The organism is Bordetella sp. 15P40C-2, from assembly GCF_009763235.1.
GTDB lineage: Bacteria > Pseudomonadota > Gammaproteobacteria > Burkholderiales > Burkholderiaceae_B > Bordetella_A.
On sequence record NZ_WSJA01000021.1, the window covers coordinates 30922 to 54822 of the forward strand.

17 protein-coding genes are annotated in these 23901 nt (G+C 61.1%); 4 read left to right on the forward strand and 13 right to left on the reverse strand.

Annotated elements, in window-relative coordinates; all coding sequences use genetic code 11:
* Positions 1–93 precede the first annotated feature (93 nt).
* The 5 genes from lpdA to GOQ25_RS09810 all read right to left on the reverse strand — a co-directional run bounded on the left by lpdA (position 94) and on the right by GOQ25_RS09810 (position 8882).
* Entirely contained in the window at positions 94–1521 is a 1428-nt protein-coding gene (gene lpdA, locus GOQ25_RS09790; RefSeq protein WP_160350280.1) for a dihydrolipoyl dehydrogenase, read from the reverse strand.
* A gap of 299 nt (positions 1522–1820) precedes the next feature.
* Positions 1821–3035, reverse strand: coding sequence for a 2-oxoglutarate dehydrogenase complex dihydrolipoyllysine-residue succinyltransferase (gene odhB, locus GOQ25_RS09795; protein ID WP_160350281.1), 1215 nt, complete (start codon positions 3033–3035; stop codon positions 1821–1823).
* Between the two features lie 45 nt (positions 3036–3080).
* Positions 3081–5954 (reverse strand): 2-oxoglutarate dehydrogenase E1 component, encoded by a 2874-nt coding sequence (locus GOQ25_RS09800; protein WP_160350282.1) that lies wholly within the window; start codon positions 5952–5954, stop codon positions 3081–3083.
* Positions 5955–6257: 303 nt separating this feature from the next.
* A complete protein-coding gene (locus GOQ25_RS09805; protein ID WP_160350283.1) occupies positions 6258–8330 on the reverse strand; it encodes an OPT family oligopeptide transporter in 2073 nt (690 codons plus the stop codon).
* Positions 8331–8411: 81 nt separating this feature from the next.
* A complete protein-coding gene (locus GOQ25_RS09810) occupies positions 8412–8882 on the reverse strand; it encodes an Lrp/AsnC family transcriptional regulator (RefSeq protein WP_160350284.1) in 471 nt (156 codons plus the stop codon).
* A 127-nt stretch (positions 8883–9009) separates the two neighbouring features.
* On the opposite strand from GOQ25_RS09810, the gene mdeB reads away from it, so the two are divergent.
* Positions 9010–11715 carry an alpha-ketoglutarate dehydrogenase gene (mdeB, locus tag GOQ25_RS09815; RefSeq protein ID WP_160350285.1) on the forward strand — a complete coding sequence of 902 codons (2706 nt, stop codon included), beginning with the start codon at positions 9010–9012 and terminating at the stop codon, positions 11713–11715.
* A gap of 19 nt (positions 11716–11734) precedes the next feature.
* On the opposite strand, the gene GOQ25_RS09820 is transcribed toward mdeB, so the two are convergent.
* The 3 genes from GOQ25_RS09820 to GOQ25_RS09830 all read right to left on the reverse strand — a co-directional run bounded on the left by GOQ25_RS09820 (position 11735) and on the right by GOQ25_RS09830 (position 14159).
* A complete protein-coding gene (locus GOQ25_RS09820) occupies positions 11735–12058 on the reverse strand; it encodes an NIPSNAP family protein (protein ID WP_160350286.1) in 324 nt (107 codons plus the stop codon).
* 57 nt (positions 12059–12115) lie between these two features.
* The gene (locus GOQ25_RS09825; protein ID WP_160350287.1) at positions 12116–13090 is read right to left on the reverse strand and encodes a tripartite tricarboxylate transporter substrate binding protein; all 975 of its coding nucleotides are present in this window, start codon (positions 13088–13090) and stop codon (positions 12116–12118) included.
* A gap of 157 nt (positions 13091–13247) precedes the next feature.
* The gene (locus GOQ25_RS09830; RefSeq protein ID WP_160350288.1) at positions 13248–14159 is read right to left on the reverse strand and encodes a helix-turn-helix domain-containing protein; all 912 of its coding nucleotides are present in this window, start codon (positions 14157–14159) and stop codon (positions 13248–13250) included.
* A gap of 148 nt (positions 14160–14307) precedes the next feature.
* On the opposite strand from GOQ25_RS09830, the gene GOQ25_RS09835 reads away from it, so the two are divergent.
* Positions 14308–15210 carry a LysR family transcriptional regulator gene (locus tag GOQ25_RS09835; RefSeq protein ID WP_160350289.1) on the forward strand — a complete coding sequence of 301 codons (903 nt, stop codon included), beginning with the start codon at positions 14308–14310 and terminating at the stop codon, positions 15208–15210.
* Between the two features lie 55 nt (positions 15211–15265).
* Here GOQ25_RS09835 and GOQ25_RS09840 read toward each other — a convergent pair whose 3' ends face one another.
* The 3 genes from GOQ25_RS09840 to GOQ25_RS09850 are packed head-to-tail and all read right to left on the reverse strand — an operon-like array spanning position 15266 to position 18872.
* The gene (locus tag GOQ25_RS09840) at positions 15266–16237 is read right to left on the reverse strand and encodes a tripartite tricarboxylate transporter substrate binding protein (protein WP_160350290.1); all 972 of its coding nucleotides are present in this window, start codon (positions 16235–16237) and stop codon (positions 15266–15268) included.
* Positions 16238–16246: 9 nt separating this feature from the next.
* Entirely contained in the window at positions 16247–17836 is a 1590-nt protein-coding gene (gene betC / locus GOQ25_RS09845; RefSeq protein ID WP_160350291.1) for a choline-sulfatase, read from the reverse strand.
* Between the two features lie 7 nt (positions 17837–17843).
* Positions 17844–18872 carry a tripartite tricarboxylate transporter substrate binding protein gene (locus tag GOQ25_RS09850; RefSeq protein ID WP_160350292.1) on the reverse strand — a complete coding sequence of 343 codons (1029 nt, stop codon included), beginning with the start codon at positions 18870–18872 and terminating at the stop codon, positions 17844–17846.
* Between the two features lie 286 nt (positions 18873–19158).
* Between GOQ25_RS09850 and GOQ25_RS09855 the strand changes: the two genes are divergently transcribed.
* Entirely contained in the window at positions 19159–21447 is a 2289-nt protein-coding gene (locus GOQ25_RS09855; RefSeq protein WP_160350293.1) for an NADP-dependent malic enzyme, read from the forward strand.
* 142 nt (positions 21448–21589) lie between these two features.
* Entirely contained in the window at positions 21590–22045 is a 456-nt protein-coding gene (locus GOQ25_RS09860) for a DUF2214 family protein (RefSeq protein WP_160350294.1), read from the forward strand.
* Between the two features lie 244 nt (positions 22046–22289).
* On the opposite strand, the gene GOQ25_RS09865 is transcribed toward GOQ25_RS09860, so the two are convergent.
* Together GOQ25_RS09865 and GOQ25_RS09870 are read right to left on the reverse strand one after the other, a co-directional pair.
* Positions 22290–23600, reverse strand: coding sequence for a citrate synthase (locus tag GOQ25_RS09865; RefSeq protein WP_160350295.1), 1311 nt, complete (start codon positions 23598–23600; stop codon positions 22290–22292).
* Between the two features lie 21 nt (positions 23601–23621).
* Entirely contained in the window at positions 23622–23885 is a 264-nt protein-coding gene (locus tag GOQ25_RS09870) for a succinate dehydrogenase assembly factor 2 (protein WP_160350296.1), read from the reverse strand.
* Positions 23886–23901 lie beyond the last annotated feature (16 nt).

Here is a 23901-nt window from a genome sequence, read left to right on the forward strand (position 1 = left end):
TGCACAAGCGCTATGAAGCGGCTATTGAATGACATAAAAAAAAGCGGGCGCCAGGCATTGCTACCTTAGCGCCCGCCGGCATGCCGAGCGGAATTAGAAGTTCAGCGCGCGCTTGTCCACGGCCAGGGCCGCTTCCTTCACGGCTTCCGACAACGTCGGGTGCGCGTGGCAAATACGTGCGATGTCTTCCGCAGCGCCACGGAATTCCATGATGGTCACGGCTTCCGCGATCAGCTCCGATGCCATCGGGCCGACGATGTGCACACCCAGGACTTCGTCAGTCTTGGCATCAGCGATCACCTTGGCAAAGCCCGTCGTGTCGCCCAATGCGCGTGCACGGCCGTTGGCCAGGAACGGGAAGCTGCCTGCCTTGTACTCGCGGCCTTCGGCCTTGAGCTGCTGTTCGGTCTTGCCGACCCAGGCGATTTCCGGCGAGGTGTAGATCACCCAAGGCACAGTGGCGAAGTTCACATGGCCATGCTGCCCCGCGATACGCTCGGCCACGGCCACGCCCTCTTCCTCGGCCTTGTGCGCCAGCATCGGGCCGCGCACCACATCACCCACCGCCCACACGTTCGGCAGATTGGTCTTGCAGTCGCCATCGACCTCGATAAAGCCACGCTGATCCAGCTTCAGGCCCACGCCGTCGGCATTCAGACCACCGGTGTAGGGCACGCGGCCGATCGACACGATCAGCTTGTCCACCACCAATTCCTGCTCGGCGCCCTTGGCGTCCACATAAGGAATCGTCACCGACTTCGCCGTCGCCTTGATCTCGCCGATCTTCACACCCATCTGGATGTTCAGACCTTGCTTCGTGAAGGCCTTCAGCGCCTCTTTCGCGACCTGCTGGTCAGCAGCGGCCAGGAATTCCGGCGCGGCTTCCAAGATCGTGACTTCGGCACCCAGGCGGCGCCACACGCTGCCCATTTCCAGACCAATCACGCCGGCGCCAATCACGCCCAGCTTCTTCGGCACGGCGCCGATATTCAGCGCGCCGTCGTTAGACAGCACAACCTTTTCGTCGAACGGCAGACCCGGCAGTTCACGCGCGGCCGAACCAGTAGCCACGACCACATGCTTGGCCACCAATTCTTCTTCCTTGGCGCCCGACACCTTGATGGTGTAGCCGCCCTCGGCCTTGGCCGCAAACGAGCCCGTGCCGTGGAAGAACGTGACCTTGTTCTTCTTGAACAGGTACAGAATGCCGTCGTTGTTTTGCTTGACCACCGTGTTCTTACGGCCGATCAGCGTATCGAGCTTCAGGCTCACGCCCTTGACCTCGATGCCGTGCTCGGCAAAGTGGTGGTTAGCCTGTTCAAAGTGTTCCGACGATTGCAGCAAAGCCTTCGAAGGAATGCAGCCCACGTTAGTGCAAGTACCGCCAGGCGCCGGCTTGCCGTCGGCAGTCTGCCAGGCGTCGATGCAAGCCACCGACATACCCAGCTGGGCAGCGCGGATCGCCGCGATATAGCCGCCAGGACCTGCACCGATGACGACGACGTCAAATTGTTTGGACATAATGATCTCGATATTCGGAAATTAAAGAAGCGCCACCCGGCCCCCAGGCCCGTCCGTCACCACCGCACCGCTCTTAAACCTACGCAGCTCCCGCGACAACCGGCCACGAGCGCCAGCGATGTGCCGGGGCCGCAGCCCTGCGGCCCCGGCACATCGCGACAGAAGAACCCTTCCGCCCCCGCACCAACAGCCCGCACCACCGCGACAAGCAGACACCCCCACCGAGCAAAGACCCGAAGATCCCGCAAACATCCGGCAGAGGCATCCCAGCAGCCCGTCAACCTAATCCCACCTAAGAATTACAGATCCAGCAACAAACGCTGCGGATCTTCCAGCGCATCCTTCATCGCAACCAGACCCAACACCGCCTCACGACCGTCGATGATCCGATGGTCATACGACAGCGCCAGATAGTTCATCGGACGAATCACGATCTGACCCTTTTCAACCACCGCACGCTCCTTGGTCGCATGCACGCCCAAGATTGCCGATTGCGGCGGGTTGATGATCGGGGTCGACAGCATCGAGCCGAACACACCACCGTTGGAGATCGAGAACGTACCGCCCGTCATTTCCTCGATACCCAGCTTGCCGTCAGCAGCACGCTTGCCGAAGTCAGCGATTTGCTTTTCGATCTCGGCGATCGACAGCTGATCCGCGTTACGCAGGATCGGCACGACCAGACCACGGGGGCTGCCCACCGCGATACCGATGTCGAAGTAACCGTGATAGATGATGTCCTTGCCGTCGATCGACGCGTTGATCAGCGGGAACTTCTTCAGTGCGGCAACAGCGGCCTTCACGAAGAACGACATAAAGCCCAGCTTGATGCCGTGCTCTTTCTCGAACTTCTCTTTGTACTTGTTGCGCAGATCGATCACGGCCTGCATGTTGACCTCGTTGAACGTGGTCAGAATCGCGTTTTCTTGCTGCGATTGCAGCAGACGCTCGGCGATACGAGCGCGCAGGCGGCTCATCGGCACGCGCTGTTCCGGACGGCCATCCAGCGACAGCGTCGTCGGAGCCGGAGCGGCGGCGGCCTTGGCCGGCGCGGCGCTGGCGGCCTGAGCGTCAGCCTTGGTCACGCGACCATCACGGCCGGTGCCCGACACGCTGGCGGCGTCCACACCCTTTTCCGAGAGAATCTTCGAAGCAGCCGGCGAAGCCACACCAGCGGCGCTCTTCGAGGCAGGGGCTTCTGCGGCGGCAGCCGGGGCAGCGGCCGGAGCGGCTTCAGCCTTCGGCGCGGCGGCCGGGGCAGCAGCAGCCTGAGCAGCCGTATCGATCTTGGCGATCAGTTGACCCGAGGTCACCGTGGCGCCGTCGGCTTCGACGATCTCGGCCAGCACGCCCGAGGCGGGAGCCGGCACTTCCAGCACGACCTTGTCGGTTTCGATTTCGATCAGGATCTCGTCGGCTTCAACCGCAGCGCCAGCCTGCTTCTTCCAGGTCAGCAGCGTCGCTTCGGAAACCGATTCGGACAATTGGGGGACAACAACGTCAGTAATAGCCATGGTAATTAAATTCCGTTCAATAAATGTTCGTATCGACAGCTGCGCTTACTTGGTCAGCATGAAGCCTTTGTACTTGGCGGCAAATGCCTGCTCGATCAGCGCCTTTTGCTGCTCGATGTGCTTGGCCAGATAGCCAACGGCAGGCGATGCCGAAGCCGGACGGCCGGCATAACCCAGTTTCTGACCGTCGGCCATGTTCTCGTACAGGTGGTGCTGAACGTAGAACCAAGGACCTTGGTTCTGCGGCTCGTCTTGCACCCAGATCACTTCAGTCGCGTTGCTGTACTTGCTCAGTTCGGCTTCGAAAGCCTTGTGTGCGAACGGATACAGTTGTTCAACCCGAACAATCGCCACGTGGCTGGCTTCGCGCTCACGACGCGCATTCACCAGGTCGTAGTAGACCTTGCCCGAGCAAGCCAGCACGCGCTTGACCTTGCTGGCGTCGATGTTGTCGTCCAGCTCACCGATCACCGGACGGAAGCTGCCGCCGGCCAATTCGGTCAGGGGCGAACCTGCATCCTTGTTACGCAGCAGCGACTTCGGCGTGAAGATCACCAAAGGCTTGCGGAACGGACGGATCATCTGGCGACGCAGCAGGTGGAAAATCTGCGCGGCCGTCGTCGGCTGCACCACCTGGATGTTGTTGTCGGCGCACAGCTGCAGGAAGCGCTCGATACGACCCGACGAGTGCTCGGGGCCTTGACCCTCGTAGCCGTGCGGCAGCATCAGCGTCAGACCGGATTGACGGCCCCACTTGGCCTCACCCGAGGTGATGAACTGGTCGATCACGACCTGTGCACCGTTGACGAAGTCACCGAACTGCGCTTCCCAGATGGTCAGCGTGTTGGGCTCCGCGCTCGAGTAACCGTATTCGAAGCCCAGCACGGCTTCTTCGGACAGTACCGAGTCGATCACCGTGAACGGGGCCTGGCCTTCGGAGACGTTTTGCAGCGGCACATAGGTGCCATCGTTCCAGCGCTCACGATTTTGATCGTGCAGCACGGCGTGGCGGTGCGTAAACGTACCGCGACCCGAATCCTGACCCGTGATACGGATGGCATAACCGGAGGACACCAGCGTCGCGAACGCCAGGTGCTCGCCCATACCCCAGTCCAGATTTTGCTCGCCTTGAGCCATCTTGCGACGCTCGGCCAACAGCTTGTTCACCAGCGGGTGCGGGGTGAAGTTTTCCGGCACGGTGGTGATGCGTTCACCGATGCGCTTCAGTTCAGCCAGCGGCACGGCGGTGTCGGCGTGGTCGGTCCACTTGGCGCCCAGGAACGGGGACCAGTCGATTGCGTACTTGCTCTTGTAGTCGGTCAGCACGGGCTCGATCGTGCGCTGGCCGTCTTCCATCAGCTGACGGTAATCCTTGACCATCTGCTCGGCATCGCCTTCGGCCAGGACGCCTTGGGCGACCAGCTTGTCGGCGTACAGCTTGCGCGTGCCGGGGTGATGGCCAATGCGCTTGTACATCAGCGGCTGCGTCAGCGACGGGGTGTCTTGCTCGTTGTGGCCGAGTTTACGGAAGCAAACGATGTCCAGCACGACGTCGTGATGGAACTCCATGCGGTAGTCCAGCGCCAGCTTGGTCGCGAACACCACGGCTTCGGGGTCGTCGCCGTTGACGTGGAACACCGGGGCTTCGATCATCTTGACCACGTCGGTGCAATACAGCGTCGAACGCGTATCGCGCGGATCAGAGGTGGTGAAACCGATTTGGTTGTTGATGACGATGTGCAGCGTGCCGCCCGTGCCGTAACCGCGCGTTTGAGCGAGGTTCAGCGTTTCCATCACGACACCCTGGCCCGCGAAAGCGGCGTCGCCGTGCACCAGCACCGGCAGAACTTGTTTGCCTTCGGCGTCGCCACGACGTTCCTGGCGAGCGCGGGCGCTACCTTCGACCACGGGGTTGACGATTTCCAGGTGGGACGGGTTGAACGCGAGCGACAGGTGTACCGGACCGCCACGGGTGGACAGGTCGCTGGAGAAACCGTTGTGGTACTTCACGTCACCATCGGTCAGGCCCTCGGCGTGCTTGCCTTCGAATTCGGCAAACAGATCGCCGGGCATCTTGCCCATGATGTTGACCAGCAGGTTCAGGCGACCACGGTGAGCCATGCCCACCACGATTTCCTGCACGCCGCATTCGCCCGCGTGGTTGACCACTTCGTCCATCGAGGCGATGAAGCTTTCGCCGCCTTCGAGCGAGAAGCGCTTCTGGCCCACATACTTGGTGTGCAGGAAGCGCTCGAGGCCTTCGGCTTCGGTCAGCTGCTGCAGAATGTGGCGTTTTTGCTCGGGCGAGTAGGATGCCGCGCCAAAAGTCTTTTCCAGACGCTCTTGAATCCAACGCTTGGCGGCGGGGTCGGAAATATGGGTGTATTCGGCACCGATGCTGCGGCAGTAGGTGTCGCGCAGCGCCTTCAGGATGTCGCGCAGCGTCATCGTGCTGGCGGTCGTGAAGTAGGTATTGGTGGCCGAGTAGACCTGATCGAGGTCGGCTTCGGTCAGGCCGTAGAAAGCGGGGTCCAGTTCCGGGATTTGCGGACGTTCTTGGCGCTTGAGGGGGTCCAGATCGGCCCAACGCGAACCCAGCGAACGGTAAGCGCCAATCAGCGACTGTACCGACACCTGCTTGCTGGCCATGGCCAGATCAGGCTGCGAGGATTGCTGCTGCACAAAGCCGTTGGTGCGCGCACGCTGCGCGAACGACTCAACAATCGGGGCGTGGGCGCGGTCGCGCGTCGTTTCCTGACCGTCGGTGGCGGGCGTGTGTTGCAGCTGGTCGAAGTACTCGCGCCAGTTGTCCGGCACGGAGCCGGGATTATCTAGGTACGCCTCGTACAACTCTTCGACGTAGGGCGCATTACCCCCGAAGAGATAGGAGGTGGATAGAGATTCTGATTCGGAAGACATATATTGCTTCACCTTGCGAGTGCTTCACTCGATACGATGCAGGAAAACCTTCCGCGACACGGGCTTCCCGTTTAGCGGATAGCAGGGGCAGAAGGCACGTACAAGCCCTGAAAGCCTATGGCGCAAAAGTATACCCCCCAGGGCTACGCCTGTCTTGCCGCAGCGCGGCAACCCGGACCGAAGCCAGGGCATGGCAATCGGCCGGGAATATCGGGGCAACCCCCGTCAACGTCCGTCATGATGTTGACTACGTGCCTGCAGGATCCAACATTTCAGGACTGAAAGAGCAAAACGGCGCTGTCTCTAGAAAACCACGACACGCCGGTAAAACCACACTGCGACCGCCGCGAATACCGCGAGGCCCAACCACTCGGCCACCGACGCAAAATCGGCGCCCAGCAAAGCCAGCGGCGCTTCGTTGCCGGTTGCCCCTATGATGGCAGCCATTAGCACCCCGATCAAGCTCTCGCCCACGATCATCCCCGAGGCCATCAACGTGCCGCGCCGGATGTGCGGCTCGGCGAAGGCATCATAAGACTGACCCGTGCGTTCAGCACGCCGACGCAGCGCTCGCTCGATCAACCAGGCCAATACCGCGCCCACGACCAGAGACGTGCTGACGGTCGGGGGCAGGTAAATGCCAATCCCGACGGCCAGCACCGGCATCCGCGCGACACGGCAGGTGCGCTTCAAAATCGCATCAAGAACGATCAGACCGATACCCACCGCCATCCCGATGACGATCATCAGCCAGTTCAATTGGTGGGTGAAAATTCCTTGCGCGATCGCCAACATCAGCGTGGCCTGCGGCGCGGACAGCGCCTGCGCGGGGTCCATTTCCGGGCGCGGCAAAGCGCCGGCGAAACCGTACGCGTTGTAGAGCAGCTCCAGAATTGGCGAAATGACGATCGCCCCCACCACGCAGCCGATCAACAGCGCCACCTGCTGACGCCAGGGCGTGGCGCCCACCAACCAGCCCGTTTTCAGATCCTGGAGGTTGTCATTCGCAATCGAGGCCACCGCGACCACCGCCGAGGTGGTGAAGATCGCCAACGCGATGGCCATCTGCACGCCTGCTTGCGAGCCGAGCAAGCCGGTGGCGCTTTCCAACGCCAGCATCAGCAGCGACACCAGCACGATGGCCACGATCCCCACGCCGGAAATCGGACTCGTCGACGAACCCACCAGGCCGGCCATGTAACCGCAAGCCGCAGCCACCAAGAAGCCAAACACAAACGCAAAGGCAACGGCATAGGTGACCAGCATGCCAATGCTACCTTGCGCGGCTGGCTCCCCCTTGAGGAACGACACAAACGTCGCCACCAGGATAGCCACCAGCACCACCGTCACCAGGGCAATCCATTTGCCCGACATATCCCGCTCCGTGCGCGCGGCCGCGCCGGCCTGGGCACGTCCTTCCCGGCTGAGCGCGAAGAACGAAGTCTTGATGCCGCGCATCATGGGCATAAAGAGCGTCGCCAGCGTCCAGACGGCTCCCACGCCGATCACGCCCGCGCCAATGAAACGCACCTGCGAACTCCACAGGCCGGTTGCGTAATCCACGATGGACATATCGGCTGCCCGGTCGCCCATGGCGGTCAACACCGGCACGGCGATACCCCAGGCGATCACCAGGCCGGTCAGCATCGCCAACCCCGCGACAATACCGATCAGGTAGCCTGCGCCCAGCAGCGCGAGCGAGAATCCCATAGGCAGACGGAACACGGCAGCGCCGATCGATTGCCACAGGCTGATCGAATCGCCCAGCACCCGCAGGCCGCTGGCCGCAAAGCTCACCACCGCGGCAATGCCTGCACCCTTGATGATGTCGCCCATGCCGGTGGCTTTCGGCTGGGAGCCTTCGCGTTGCGCAGTCGCCGCCGTACCCACTGGTGCCCCCTCGCCTTCGCCTATCGGAGGACTGCCCACGCGCAGAATTTCGGCGGCTGCGACGCCTTCCGGATAAGGCAGGTCACTTTTCACCACCATGATGTGCCGCAGCGGTATCGTGAACATCACGCCCAGCATGCCGCCGGCCGCGCATAGACCCAACGTCTGCCAGAACGGAAACCCTTGCCAATGCCCCATCATGACCAAGGCAGGCAGGATAAAAATAATGGACGACAATGTGCCGGCCGCCGAAGCCTGCGTCTGCACCATGTTGTTTTCGAGGATGTTCGATGTCCGGAACAGCTTCAGCACCGACATCGAAATCACGGCCGCGGGAATCGCCGAGGAAAACGTCAGGCCGACCTTCAGGCCCAGGTACACGTTTGACGCGGTAAAAACGACGGTAATCAAAGCACCGATGATCACGCCACGGAGAGTCAGTTCCGGTAGCGTCATCGAATCGGGAATGCGCGCAGGCTCAGCCATGAGTCAACCTGTCCTTGCAGTGTGAGGGGGTAAGTATTCAGAGAGGTGCCGAATTCTACCTCTCGTCAAAAAACGCCCACCTTACTCCAACGGTAAAGCCGTCTGATATTTCACCTGTTTCAGCGCGAAACCCGATCGTATGTTCTTAACGCCCGGGATCCGCGACAGGCGATTGACAACGAATCGCTCCAGCCCTTGGATGTCTGGGACCACCACTCGCAGCAGGTAATCGGAGTCGCCGGTCATCAAATAGCACTCCATGACTTCCGGACATTCCGCCATGGCGTTCTGAAAGCGCTCCAGTTCTGGCTCGACCTGCTTTTCCAAGCTGACCTGGATAAACACGTTCAGACTCAGGCCCAGTTGCAGCGGATCGGCCAACGCCACATAACCACGTATCACGCCCGCGGCTTCCAGCGCCTTGACTCTCGCCAGGCACGGCGAAGGCGACAGATGGACCCGGCGCGCCAGTTCCACATTCGTGATGCTGGAATCGGTTTGCAAAATGCTAAGAATCCGGCGGTCAATGGCGTCTAGGGCAGTCGTCGGCATATTTTTTCGTCTCAGATATGTTCTGCAAAACATTATGCCGGGAAGTCGCCGTTTCCAGCGCATTTTCGAACACTCATGCCAGAACGGACGCGCTAGGATTGTGGTTCATAACGGAGACACCTTCATCATGCTTGACGCCGTGGCCACCCCCTCCCCCTACGACATCGATCCCCTCGAAACCGGCGAATGGCGCGAGGCGCTATGCGCGCTCGTACAAGCCGCGGGCATCGAGCGCGCCGCGTTTGTGCTCGACGCCCTGCTCGCGCAAGCCGCCTCGCTAGGCGTGCGCGCGGCCGGCCAGACGCGCAGCGCCTATCTAAATACGATCTCCGCGCGCCAAGAGCCGCCCTTCCCCGGCGACCTCGCGATGGAGGAACGCATCGCGTCGATCAACCGTTGGAATGCGCTGGCCATGGTGGTGCGCGCCAATCAGGCCCACGGTGAGTTGGGGGGCCATATCGCCAGCTATGCCTCGGCCGCGGACTTGTTCGAGGTGGGGTTCAACCATTTCTTTCGCGCGCCGTGCGAGGGATTTGCCGGGGATCTGGTTTATCTGCAGCCGCATTCCGCGCCGGGTGTCTATGCGCGAGCCTTCCTGGAAGGCTTTCTCAACGAAGCCGACCTCGCCCATTTCCGCCAGGAGATTACCGCCAAAGAACGCGGATTGCGCGGGCTGTCTTCCTATCCGCATCCCTGGCTGATGCCGGATTTCTGGCAGTTTCCCACCGGCTCCATGGGTATCGGCCCGATCAATGCGATCTATCAAGCGCGCTTTATGCGCTATCTGGAAAATCGCTCGCTGGCGCAACCGTCAGGGCGCAAAGTCTGGGGGCTGTTCGGCGACGGCGAAATGGACGAACCCGAGTCGATCGCCGCCCTGACACTGGCCGCGCGCGAAAAGCTCGACAATCTCGTTTTTGTAGTGAATTGCAACCTGCAGCGCCTGGACGGGCCAGTGCGCGGCAACGGCCGCATCATTGATGAACTCGAAACGCTCTATGCCGGCGCCGGCTGGAACGTCATCAAACTGGTGTGGGGCGGGGATTGGGATCCCCTGCTCGCCCGAGATACCGAAGGCGCTTTGGCTCGGGCGTTTTCTCAGACCGTGGATGGTCAGTTCCAGACGTTTGCGGCAAACGACGGAGCTTATAACCGCGCGCATTTCTTTAATCAGAATCCCGAGCTGGCCGCGCTCGTGGCCGATTGGTCGGACGAGGCCATCGACCGACTGCGTCGCGGCGGGCACGATATCGTCAAAATCCACGCCGCCTATCATCGCGCGGTGCGCCATCGCGGCCAGCCCACGGTCATCCTGGCGCAAACCAAGAAAGGCTTTGGCATGGGCGCGGCGGGCCAAGGGAAAATGACCACGCACCAGCAGAAAAAGCTGGACGATCAGGCGTTGCTGGCATTCCGGGACCGATTCGCGCTACCGATTTCCGACGCGGATTGCGTGGCGCTGAAGTTCTACCGTCCGACCGTCGACAGCGCGGAAGTGCGCTATCTGCAAGCGCGCCGCAAGGTCTTGGGCGGGCATTTGCCGCGACGCCGCACGGAGTCGCCGCGCTTGCCCGTGCCCACGGTTGAGCAATGGGCGCGATTTGCCCTGCAAGCCGATGGCAAGGAGATGTCGTCGACCATGGCCATCGTGCGCATGCTGAGCGCGCTGTTGAAAGACTCGACCCTGGGCGAACGCATCGTGCCCATCGTCGCTGACGAAGCGCGCACCTTCGGCATGGCCAACCTGTTTCGCCAGATCGGCATTTATTCCGCGCAAGGCCAGCTGTACGAGCCCGAGGACATCGGCTCGGTGCTTTATTACCGCGAAGCGCTGGACGGTCAGATTCTCGAAGAAGGCATCACTGAAGCCGGCGCGATCTCGTCCTGGACGGCGGCGGGCACCAGCTATTCGGTCAACGGCCTGCCCATGCTGCCGTTCTATATTTATTACTCGATGTTCGGCTTTCAGCGGATTGGCGATCTGATCTGGGCCGCCGCCGATCAGCGCGCACGCGGCTTTCTGATAGGCGCGACCTCGGGGCGGACCACGCTCGGCGGCGAAGGCCTGCAGCACCAGGATGGTTCCAGCCATCTCATCGCCTCGACCGTACCAAATTGCCGAGCCTACGATCCTGCCTACGCGTATGAGGTCGCCGTGATTCTGGAACACGGCATGCAGCGCATGCTGGAAGAACAGCATGACGAGTTCTACTACATCACCGTCACAAACGAGAACCTGCCGCAACCCAGCATGCCCGACGCGAACGTGCGTGAAGGCATTTTGCGCGGCATGTATCGGGTTGCCGCCGCGAGCAACGCCAATGGCTCAATCGAAGATACGCCACAAGTGCGCCTGCTCGCGGCCGGCCCAATGCTCAATGAAGCCTTGCGCGCGGCAAAGCGCCTGAAGGATGAATTTGGCGTCCATGCCGAAGTCTGGAGCGTGACCAGCTACTCCGAGCTGGCTCGCGATGGGCGTGCCTGCGAGCGCGCGCGCGCGCTGGGTTTGGCCGACGCGCCGACGCAAAGCTGGATCGAACAGTGCCTGCCCGGCTCCGTGCCGGTCGTGGCGGTCAGCGACTACGTGCGCGCCGTGCCAGAACAAATACGAGGTTGGATCAAGGGGCCCATGCGCGTGCTCGGCACAGACGGATTTGGCCGCAGCGACACGCGGGCACGGCTACGTGACTTTTTCGAAGTCAGCGCGGATTGGATCGCGCTGCATGCGCTCGATTTAGCGGCGGGCGAGGAACCGCGCTTGGCAGATGCGTTGCAGCGCTTACGCGGCGAAATGCACACCGCGCAGCGCACCGATAACCCGTGGCAGTTGTGAGGAACGCCCCCGCGCTGGCTCACTGCGCGGGTTTGAAAAGCGGCACCGGTGTCATCAACTGATTGCGTTGCGACACCAGATAACCCGCCTCGGCACTGCGCGCCAGATAATCCACCCATGCCGGGTCGGCCTGCAACGCCGCACGCTTGCGCGCACGGTCGGCGGCATCCTCGTACACCCAGATGTGCACATAGCTATTCACGTCGCCCGTTTCGGTTTGCATATAGGCCAGGGGCTCACCCAGATGACGACGTTGCACGTCAAAACCATACTCGGCGTATAGCGCCAGGTGTTTTTTGATTTTGCCGGGTTGGCAGGTATAGGTTCTGACATCGTAGAGCATCACATTTCTCCATATAAAGGGGATGCTGGCCGCCGATATGGCGGCCGCGCGCACCAATCACTCCACCGAGGCGCCCGAGGCGACCACCAGATCGCGCCAGCGCTCGACTTCCTGTTTCACGTACGGATCAAACGCCGCGGTGCCGTCGCCCACCGGGTCGGCGCCCAGGTCCTTGAGCTTGCTTTGCACGGCCGGCGATGCAACGCTGGCCGTGATCGCGTCTGACAGTTGCGTCACCACGTCGGGCGGCGTTCCCGCGCGCACAAATAGCCCGAACCAAGAGCGCGCGTTCATCTCCGGAAATTTTGTTTCCGAAAACGCCGGCACATCGGGCAACGCCGAGTGGCGCTGTTTACCGGTCACCGCGATCGGCTTGAGCCGGCCGGCTTGCACCTGAGACAGCACCTCCGGCAGATTGGCGAACATAAACTGCACCTGGCCGCCGATCAGGTCGTTCAGCGCCGGCGCGCCCCCTTTGTAGGGCACGTGGGTGGCATTGCCTTTGGACACTGAATTGAACTGCGCTCCCGCCAGATGCGCGGCCGTACCGGTGCCGCCCGAGGCGTACGACACGCGATCGCCATTGGCGCGCACATAGTCGGACATTTCAGAGGCATTGCTGGCCGATACCTGTGGGTTGACCACCAACAGCAGCGGCACGGATGCCAGATTCGACAGACCCGTGAAGTCCTTGGTCAGGCTGTAGTCGAGGTTCTTATATAGGGTGGCGTTAATCGCATGGCTGGAAGTCGCCATCAACAGCGTGTAGCCGTCCGCCTCGGCACGCGCTGCCGCGCCCGCACCAATATTGCCGTTAGCACCGGCCCGATTTTCCACGATGACGGGCTGCCCCAGCTTCGTCGACATTTCCTGCGCCACCGTGCGCGCGATCACATCCGTCGCGCCGCCGGCGGCAAACGGCACGATGATACGAACCGGGCGGTCGGGAAAGGCGGCCGAGGCGACCGCGCAGGTCAAGGCCAGGGTGCCGGCAAGAATCGGGCGCAGCAGACGCGCGAGAGTCGGGTTCATAGTTGTCTCCTCTGGCGGCTCGCGAGCGAGCCGTGTCGTTCGTATAGTCAGACGCCATATCCCTGTCGATGCAGGGCTTCGACATAGGACGCACTTTACGCAGGAAACGTGGGAACTTGGTAGGACGGATCAGTGCTTGAATTGCACTTTTCTGCGCTCAACCGCGCAGACTCAGCATGCTGGCGCGAAATTGCCCCGGCGTCATCGCAGTGTGCTTTTTGAAAAAGCGCGCGAAATAGGCCGGGTCGTCAAAGTGAAGCTGGAAAGCAATTTCCGCGACGCCCCCATCGGTATTGGCGAGCAGGCGCTTGGCTTGCAGAACGTACCGTTCCTGCACCAGCCGGCTGGCCGTACGCCCGACGGTGCGTTTGACGGCGTCGTTGAGCTGCCGCTCGCTCACGCACAAGGCATCGGCGTACTCGCGAATACTACGAAAGTTCAGGTATTTTTCTTCGACCAACAACGTAAACCGCTTGGCGAGGGAATAGCTGCGCCCCGCCGAAAGGGCCTGCGCATCGACGGGATACAGACGGCGCAGCCGGGTCAGCAGAATCAGCAGATAAGAACGCACCACGTCGTAGCGGCCGAGCTGGCGCGCCTGCATCTCCTGCTCCATCACTTGCAGCAGGGGCAGCAGCTCATCATGCTGCGCCGGCGTCAGATACAGCACGGGCTGACCGCTAGTCGGATGAAAGAACGGGAACTTTCCGATATCGTCCGCGCGGGGAAACATATGCGTGAAAAACGCCGTGCTCAGATTCATCACATAGCCTTCCGGCGGCACGGACGACTGCCACGCATGCAACTGCCCCGGCGCAAGGAAAAACACCGAGTGATCCCGTACCTCCAGCGGATGAAAGTCCACCATGTGCGTACCTCGCGCCCGTGACATCCACAGGATGTGGTAGTAGGCATGGCGATGCGGAAAATTACGCGGGATCTCGGGCCTGCCTTGCAGGCGGACCAAGTCAAAATAGAAAGAGCCCTCGCCCGAAAAATCCGTCGACTCGAAAGTCGGAAAGTCGGCAGCGGCGGTGCGGGAGTCCTGATCGGTGAGCGGCCCGGTCATATGTTTATCGATTTACGAACGCGCTGTCGGGGCGAAAACTTTACCATCATTCGAGCGCAGCGCCCTGACCGAACGAAACCCATTGGTTACCTGCCCCGTCCTTGCTACGATGCGGCTACCGCTCACCTGGCCTGCCCGCCCTCGCGCCATGGAACTACGCCAACTGCGCTACTTTGTCGAGACCGCCCATCGTCGCAGTATCACGAAGGCGGCCTCAGCGCTGCATATCGTGCAGCCCGCGCTGACCGCCCAGATAAAAGCGCTGGAAGAGGAACTCGGCACGCGGCTGCTGGAACGCTCGGCCAGGGGCGTCAGCCTGACAGAAAGCGGTGAGGCCGTCCTGCGCGACGCCACGGCCATCTTACGCGCGGTCGATCAGCTCAAGCGCCGGCATGCGACGACGCCCAGCTCGGGCCGCGCCGTCAAGATTGGCATCCCCAACGGTATGACACGCACCTTCGCGGGCCAGCTTCTCGAACGTGCCCGGCAGGAAGGTCGATTCGAAGTCGAACTCATTGAAGGCATGTCGGGCCATCTGCTGGAATGGCTGAAATCGGGCCGTCTCGACATCAGCGTGCTATTTGCCAGCCAGCCTTTGCGCCAGCTGCACGTGTCGAAACTGACCACCGACGTCATTGATCTGGTCGGCCCATCTGGCGCACTGCATGACACGCAACCGGTGCAGTTCAAGGATCTGGGCCGCTATCCCCTGATCTTGCCCACAGCCAAACACGGTTTGACGCGCCTGATCCACGCGCAGGCGCGCTTGGCTGGCGTCGAGTTGCAGCAACATGCCACACTGGATTCAATCGCCGAGATTAAGCACCTGGTGTCTCAAGGGGTGGGGTATACGTTGCTCGCACCCATGGTTTATCAGCCCGAAAAAGATCAAGGCCTGCTGTCGGCAGCGCCCCTATGCGACCCAACCTTGACGCGCGACCTCGTGACTGCCACGCGTCGCGCGCACGAGGACGACGATATCGCACAGGCCCGCGCCCTGGTGCATGACATCTGCGGGTGCCGGCAGGGCATAGCGGGCATACGGTCCTGAGGACATCCGAGGCACGATCATGTCTGTACTTGCCGGCTGACGGCAGCACGAAGGTCTAATCGACCGTCACGCCCGCGCGACGCACCGTCGACTGCCATAGCTGCGCTTCCGCTACCAAGCGTTGTTGGAACGCTTGCCGCCCTTGAGGCTGCACCATCAGGCCCATCGCTTCGAGTCGCCCGGCGATGGCGGGATCTTTCGCCGCACGGAGCACGGCTTGCTCCAGCACCTCGATACGCGATGGATCCGTGCCGCTGTGGGCCACCACACCGATCCAGCCCATACCCGCCAGCTGACTTAATCCCAACTCGGTCATGCTGGGCACATCCGGCAGCAACGGCGAGCGCTGGTCTCCCAATGTGGCCAAGGCCCGCACTTTTCCGCTGCGTATGGACGCCACCTCGGCAAATAAATTGTTCATTGCGGCATCGACACGCCCGCTCACCAGATCGGGCATCAGCGCGGCACTGCCTTTGTAGGGAACGGGTACCACCCGAACATTCAGCTCCTGCCCGATCAGCAGACTCACCAAATGGGGAACCGTTCCAATCCCAGGCGAGCCGATCGTCAGCGTATCCGGCCTGGCCTGTGCCGCCTCGAATAGCTGTTGTGGCGTCTTATAGGGCGAGCTGGCAGGTACAACCAGCACGTTCGGATTCAGGGCCACCAGACCCACGGCCTGCATATCGCGTAGAGGCTGGTAACTCAACTGCGGGTAAAGCGCCGGATTGACCACAAGCGGAGGCACTGCCAGCAGCAGCGTGTACCCATCAGCGGGCGCCTTGATCGCGGCTTCCGTACCGATGTTGGTCGCCCCGCCCGGACGATTGAGGATGACGACAGGCTGGCCCAGTTGTTCGCCCATTGAGGCCGCCACGGCCCGTGCCACCGAGTCCGTCGCTCCGCCCGGCGGATAAGGCACGATCCACTGCAACTGACGGTCGGGGAACCGCGCCGCCTTCGCAGACCCGTTCAGGCCCAGCCACGCGCCAGCCAGCGCGCTCGTCAACAGCGTGCGTCGCTTCATGGAGTCCTCCTATTTGATTGCTCGGCTTGTGGTGGGTGCGCGCGGACGCTGTGGGGCCACCGGTTCCACCGGGGGATAACGTAGCTTGCCTTTGACAACTGACGGACTGGACTGCGCACCGGCACGTACGTATTGGCGGCTGGCATCCGTAAAGGGTTGAAAGTCCCAGGCGGGAAAATCGCCTGTCAGCCGGGTTTGTTGAATCAATCGACGACGCGCCTGACTCTGCAAGATTGCTTGATGTAGGCCCGTCGCGTCCCACTTTTGTCCGGCCAGCGCCACCAGTTGCCGCTCCACCTCACGCACTTCGGGCTTACCCGCCAGGTTGCACTGTTCGTGCGGATCGTTCTGCAAATCGAAGAGCTGTGGCGCATCGCTGTCGGCCACAATGAGCTTCCACCATGCTTTCCTCAGCATCAAACACGGCGCATGCGCGCCCTCTCCGTTCATCTCGCCGTACACCACGCCGGTCGTTTCATTCTGCTGGACGCCCAGGCCATCCGCGAGCGAGCGCCCGTCCAGCGCAGGCAACGCGTCATCTGGCACATGCACTCCGGCCAAATCTAATACAGTGGGAAAGATATCCACGAGCGACACCAGTTCATGGCGCACGGCGGCGCGCCTACGTCCGGGCACTGAGATAAGGAGCGGAATACGCACCGCGGGTTCGAAGTGCACCCATTTGTACCAGAGGCCGCGCTCGCCCAACATGTCTCCATGGTCGGCCGTAAACACGACGACCGTGGACTCGTCCAAGTCCATGGCCCTGAGCGCATCAAGCAGCCGTCCGACTTGCGCATCCACATAGCTCACCATTGCATAGTAAGCATGACGCGCGGTGCGAACATGCGCATCGTCGAGGTCGTATTCGTCCTGGCGGAACATGTACCAGAGGCGCTGACTATGCGCGTCCTGCTGGTCGAAAGGAATGGGTCCGACGCGAGGCATGTCGATTTCTTCGGTCCGATACAACTCGAGAAAATCACGCGTGGACACATACGGATTATGCGGATGCGTCATCGACACAGCCAGAAAAAATGGGCGATCGCGATGCAGCCGGCCGAGGTCGTACAGTTTTTGAACCCCACGAAACACCACTTCGTCGTCGTAGTCGATCTGCATGCTGCGCCGACATTCGCCTGCCTCGATGACGCTACGCATATTCATTCCGGTCGGCGCGATTGGGATTTCCTCGCGCCAGTCAGGCGTCCATCCAAAGTCCGACGGGTAGATATCGGTTGTCAGTCGCTCCTGGAAACCATGATGCTGCTCCGGGCCCACGAAGTGCATCTTTCCCGACAAAATGGTGTTGTAGCCTGCCAAGGTCAGGTGGTGCAGAAACGTAGGCACCTCGGCCGAGAACTCCGAGGCGTTGTCGTAAACGCCTACTGCACTGGGCAAACGCCCGGACAACATCGCCACACGAGACGGCGCACAGAGCGGAAAGTTGCAATACATATTCGCGTAGCGCGTCGATCGCGCCGCAAGCCGGTCCAGATTGGGCGTGCGGCACACGCCATTGCCGTACATGCGTAAGGCGAACGCCGTTAATTGATCCGCCATCAAAAAAAGAAAATTGGGTTTTTGGCCTGGAGACATCGCGCTCTCAACTCTGTGGGGATAATTTCATCTGGCTCATCAGCGCGGACCATTGCGCGGATTCGTCTTTGATGCGCTTGCGCACCGCCGTCGCGTCGGCATAAAACGGGTCGATACCTGCCGCCTGCAGCCGTTCGATGACGCGGGGGTCGCGCAGCACCGCAGACAATCCCGAGGAAAGGCGTTGCTCGACGTCCGAGGGCAAACCGCGCGGCGCCATCAGCGCCAGCCACGACGCCCCCGCAAAACCGGTGAGCCCCTGCTCGGACAAAGGCTGCACACCCGTCAGCATGACTTGTGGGCGAGCGGCGGTCAGTCCCAATGGGCGCAGCGAGCCTGCGCGTATATGCGGCAACACACCGGGGATCAGCGCCACGATGCAGTCGATGTTGCCAGCCAGTAAATCCTGCACGGCGGGACTCAACCCTTTATAGGGAACGTGAGTCAGCTGTACCCCGAAATCGCGCTTTAACTGCTCGGCGTACAAGTGGCCGGCCGTCGCATTTCCCCCCGAACCCGCGGTCATGGTGTTGCGTCGTCCATAGGCGAGAAAATCGGCCGCATTCTGTATCGGCGACTTAGCATTGACGACGAGCACGCTGGACAACTCGCCGACCAGCCCGATGTGCGCCAAGGCAGGGACGGCCTGCTCGCCTCCCTTGGCATAAAAATAAGGGTTCACCGTCAAGATAGAGTCCAATGCCAGCAACAGTGTGGATCCATCCGGCGCTGACCTGGCTACCTCTTCCGCACCGATGTTTCCGCCGGCGCCACCTTTATTGACGACCACTACCGTTTGCCCCAATTCCTGACCTAGGTATTCGGCCAGCACACGGCCGGCCAGATCGACGGGGCCACCGGGGACAAAGGGAACGACGAGATTCAGCGGTCGAGCTGAGCGCGCCTGGCCTTGCGCCGCAACGCTCAGGGGTAATGCCGCAATCAGCCCCGCCGTACCCGCGAGCCATTGACGGCGGGTCAGTCGTGTCGCGTTGGTTCTGCGAGATGACGCATCCTCATCAGGCGGCTTGTGCATGGGCGTCTCCTTTTATTGTGTCTGCCGTGTAATCCGGCAAAGCCATCGTACCCGTGACGATACGGCCGCAGGTAATAGGAAACGTTGAGGCCAGCGATCACAAAAAATGATGGGTTACCGGCACGCATCGCACGCGCGGACGCGGGAGCAAAACGCCCTCGCTGCACTGCAACAACCCAAACCCCTCGCTTTCTGTTGAAATATGCCCTTTCGCGAATCCCGAACGGGCCCCTTGCGGGCCCGTTTTTTCTTCATTTCCGGTAATGCAGCAAGGGCATTGATCAGCATGGATGAACAACTAACCAAACTGGCGCTCGACTACCACGCCTATCCCACTCCGGGCAAGATCTCGGTGACTCCCACCAAGACGCTGGCCAATCAGGATGACCTTTCGCTGGCCTATTCGCCAGGCGTGGCCGCCGCGTGCATGGCGATTTACGACCAGGGCGACGATGCCGCGTCCATGTATACCTCGCGCGCCAATCTGGTGGGCGTGATCACCAACGGCACCGCCGTGCTGGGTCTGGGCAATATTGGTCCGCTGGCCGCCAAGCCCGTGATGGAAGGCAAGGGCTGCCTCTTTAAGAAGTTCGCTGGCATTGATGTGTTTGACATCGAACTGGCCGAGACCGATCCGGATAAATTGGTCGATATCATCGCCGCGCTCGAGCCTACGCTGGGCGGCGTAAACCTCGAAGACATCAAGGCGCCCGAATGCTTCTACATCGAGAAGAAGCTGCGCGAGCGCATGAAAATCCCCGTCTTTCACGACGATCAGCACGGCACCGCCATCATCTCGGCCGCTGCCATCCTGAACGGCTTGAAGGTCGTGGGCAAGGACATCAGCAAGGTCAAACTGGCGGTTTCCGGCGCCGGTGCGGCTGCGATCGCCTGCCTGGATCTGCTCGTCAGCCTGGGCATCAAGCTCGAGAACATCTACGTGGTGGATTCGCGTGGCGTGATCTGGGAAGGCCGTGAAGAAAACATGGAGCCCAACAAAAAGCGCTACGCCCAAAAGACCGACGCGCGTACGCTGGCTGACGTGGTCCGCGACGCCGACATCTTCCTGGGCTGCTCGGCAGCAGGCGTATTGACCGCCGACATGGTCAAGACCATGGCCGACAAGCCGCTCATCCTGGCGCTGGCCAATCCCGAGCCCGAAATCCGCCCGGAAATCGCGCTGGCCGCCCGCCCGGACTGCATCATCGCCACCGGCCGTTCGGACTATCCGAACCAGGTGAATAACGTGCTGTGCTTCCCGTTTATCTTCCGGGGCGCCATGGACGTGGGTGCGTCGCGCATCACCGAAGAGATGAAGCTCGCCTGCGTCAAGGCCATCGCCGAGCTGGCCGAAGCCGAGCAAAACGATGAAGTTGCCCTCGCCTATGCCGGCCAGAACCTGTCCTTCGGCCCGGAATACATCATTCCGAAGCCCTTTGATCCGCGCCTGATCGTCAAGATCGCCCCGGCCGTGGCGCAAGCGGCGGCCGATTCGGGTGTGGCGGCGCGTCCGATCCAGGACATGGAAGCGTATCGTCAGAAGCTCATGAGCTTCGTCTATCACTCGGGCCAATTGATGCGCCCGTTGTTTGCCCAGGCCAAATCGGCGCCCAAGCGCGTCATCTATGCTGACGGCGAAGACGAACGCGTGCTGCGCGCCGTGCAAACCGTGGTCGATGAAAAGCTGGCCTTCCCGATCTTGGTCGGCCGTCCCTCTGTCATCGAAATGCGCGTCCAGAAAGCCGGCCTGCGTCTGATCAACGGTCAGAACATCGAGATCGTCGATCCCGAGGACGACAGCCGTTTCAACGAAACCTGGAACGCCTACTACCAGCTCAAGGGCCGTGAGGGTGTGACCCCCGACATCGCCAAGGCCATGATTCGCAAGCACAACACGCTGATCGGCGCGATGCTGCTGCGTCGTGGCGACGCCGATGCGCTGCTGTGCGGCGTGGCGAGCAAGTACGACAACCAGCTGAAGTACGTCGAAGAAGTCATCGGCAAAAAGCCCGGTGAAACCTTCGCCGCGCTGAACGTGTTGATGCTGCCGGGCCAAACGCTTTTCGTCACCGACACCCATGTGAACGAAAACCCGAGCGCCGAAGAAGTCGCCAACATCACGATCCAGGCCGCCAACGAAATGCAACGCTTCGGCGTCGTGCCCAAGATCGCGCTGCTGTCACACTCTAATTTTGGCAGCCGCGTGACCGAATCGTCGCGCAAAATGGCCGAAGCCCGCCGCCTGGTCGAACAACGCGCTCCCGAGCTGGAAGTCGACGGCGAAATGCATGCGGACGCCGCCCTGTCGCAAAAGATCCGCGACAAGGCCTACCCCGACAGCAAGCTCAAGGGTCTGGCCAACTTGCTGGTGATGCCCAACCTGGATACGGGCAACATCACCTACAACATGCTGAAGATGACGGGCAGCAACGGCATCGCGATGGGTCCGATTCTGCTGGGTGCCGCGCGCCCCGTGCACATCCTGACCACCAGCGCGACGGTGCGCCGCATCGTCAACATGACGGCGCTGGCCGTCGTAGACGCGCAACAAGAAGCGGCTCAAGCGCGTGCGTAACACAGCCACGATTGCCCCTGGGCTCAGGGGCGATCGCGCAGTTGCAAGGCGGTTAAACACCCCGTCTCGGTAACGCTGTGATGCAAGAAAAAATGGCGGATCGGATTAAACTGATTCGCCATTTCCTTTCCGGAGCTTGATCATGTTGCAAGACGCACTGCTCGCCTGGATCCATTATTTGGCGATCTTTCTGCTGGTTGTCGCAATGACCGCGCAAACGGTTTTGCTGCGGCCCACGCTCGATGCCAACACGATACGGCGCCTCGCCATATACGATCGCCTTTACCTGGCCGCCGCCATTGCGGTGATTATCACGGGCTTGTTGCGACTGACGCTGGGACCCAAGGCTATTGCCTTTTACATGAGCAATCCCTGGTTTCACGCCAAGATGGCCTTTTTTATCCTGATCGCGCTGTATTCGATTCCCCCGACGCTGGCGTTTATCCGATGGAACAAACAGCTGCGCATCCATCCCGATTACGTTCCCGATGACACGCAAGTCCGCCGCGCCCGGCGTTGGGTGATGGTCGAAGTACATCTGTTGATTCTGCTCCCTTTGTTCGCGGCACTGATGGCGAACGGGGTGGGATTTGATTAGATGTCGGACAGAACCAACTCGGCCAATGTGGCTGTCAACGTATCAAACCACAGCCTGGGAAATCGGCCGTCTGCCAACCAGACCGCGCCGGCCATGAAGGGCCGGCAATGACGCCTCGGGGCATTCCTTATCACTCATTCGGGTGCGCCCCCCTAAAACAAAAGCCACGCATCCGAAGACGCGTGGCTTTTCTTTGTCACGGTTCTGACGCCACTCCAAAGAGTAGCGTCAGACAGGGCGACGATTAACGCTGATCCATCGACGGCACGTCGCGGGTGGGAGCACCCGTGAACAGCTGACGCGGACGGCCGATCTTGTATTCCGGATCGGACAGCATTTCGTTCCACTGAGCAATCCAGCCCACCGTACGAGCCAGCGCGAAGATCGCGGTGAACAGCGAAGTCGGGATGCCGATCGCGCGCTGAACGATACCCGAGTAGAAGTCCACGTTCGGGTACAGTTTGCGCTTGACGAAGTAATCGTCTTCCAGCGCGATACGCTCGAGCTCCATCGCGAGCTTGAACAGCGGATCGTTTTCCAGACCCAGCGACTGCAGGACTTCCTTGCAGGTTTCCTGCATCAGCTTGGCGCGCGGGTCGTAGTTCTTGTAGACGCGGTGGCCAAAGCCCATCAGGCGCACGCCCGAGTTCTTGTCCTTGACCTTCTCCATGAATTCGCCGACTTTCGCCACGCCACCGTTGGCTTGCAGCTCTTCCAACATCTGCAGGCACGCTTCGTTGGCGCCGCCGTGAGCCGGGCCCCACAAGCAAGCCACGCCCGCCGAGATCGCGGCGAACGGGTTCGTGCCGGACGAACCGCACAGACGCACGGTCGAGGTCGAGGCGTTTTGCTCGTGATCAGCGTGCAGGATGAAGATACGATCCAGCGCGCGCTCGACCACTTCGTTGACCTTGTACTCTTCGCAAGGCGTCGCGAACATCATGCGCAGGAAATTGCCGGTGTACGACAGATTGTTCTGCGGATAGATGAACGGCTGACCCACCGAATACTTGTACGCCATCGCAACCAGCGTCGGCATCTTGGCGATCAGACGGATAGCCGAGATGTGGCGATGCTCAGGATTCGTGATGTCGGTCGAATCGTGGTAGAACGCCGACAGCGCGCCCACCAGACCCGTCAACACGGCCATCGGATGCGCATCGCGACGGAAGCCACGCAGGAAGAAATGCAGCTGTTCGTTGACCAGCGTGTGATTCGTCACTTGCGAGTCGAAATCGGTCTTCTGATCGCGGTTGGGCAATTCGCCGTTCAGGATCAGGTAGCAGATATCGAGGAAATCGCAGTTAACAGCCAACTGCTCGATCGGGTAACCGCGATACAGCAGTTCGCCCTTGTCGCCATCAATGTAGGTGATCGCCGACTCGCACGACGCCGTCGACATAAAGCCGGGGTCGAACGTGAACATGCCCGTCTGGCCGTACAGCTTGCGGATGTCGATGACGTCCGGGCCAACCGTACCCTTGTATACGGGAAACTCGATCGGTGCGGTACCGTCCGAGAACGATAGGGTGGCTTTTTTGTCTGACAGATTCATCGTTTAATTCCTCACAATTGATTAAAGCTCACGCATCTGGGCGATGATGCTGCGCAAGCGGGGCGTGTCCAACGCCCCCTCGAGCTCCTTGCGCGCCAGCAGCAGATCGAGCAAATCGTTGTCTCCTAGCTCGAACAGCTGCGTCAAAGCCACCACGTCTTCGTCAGTGAGCTGCGTTTCGTACGCGTCCAGGTAACGGGTAATGATCAGATCATTCTCGAGCAACCCGCGACGCGCCCGCCAGCGCAGGCGAGCCCGTTGAAGTTCAGTCAGGTTGCCACTCATATCGTTCTCTTTACCG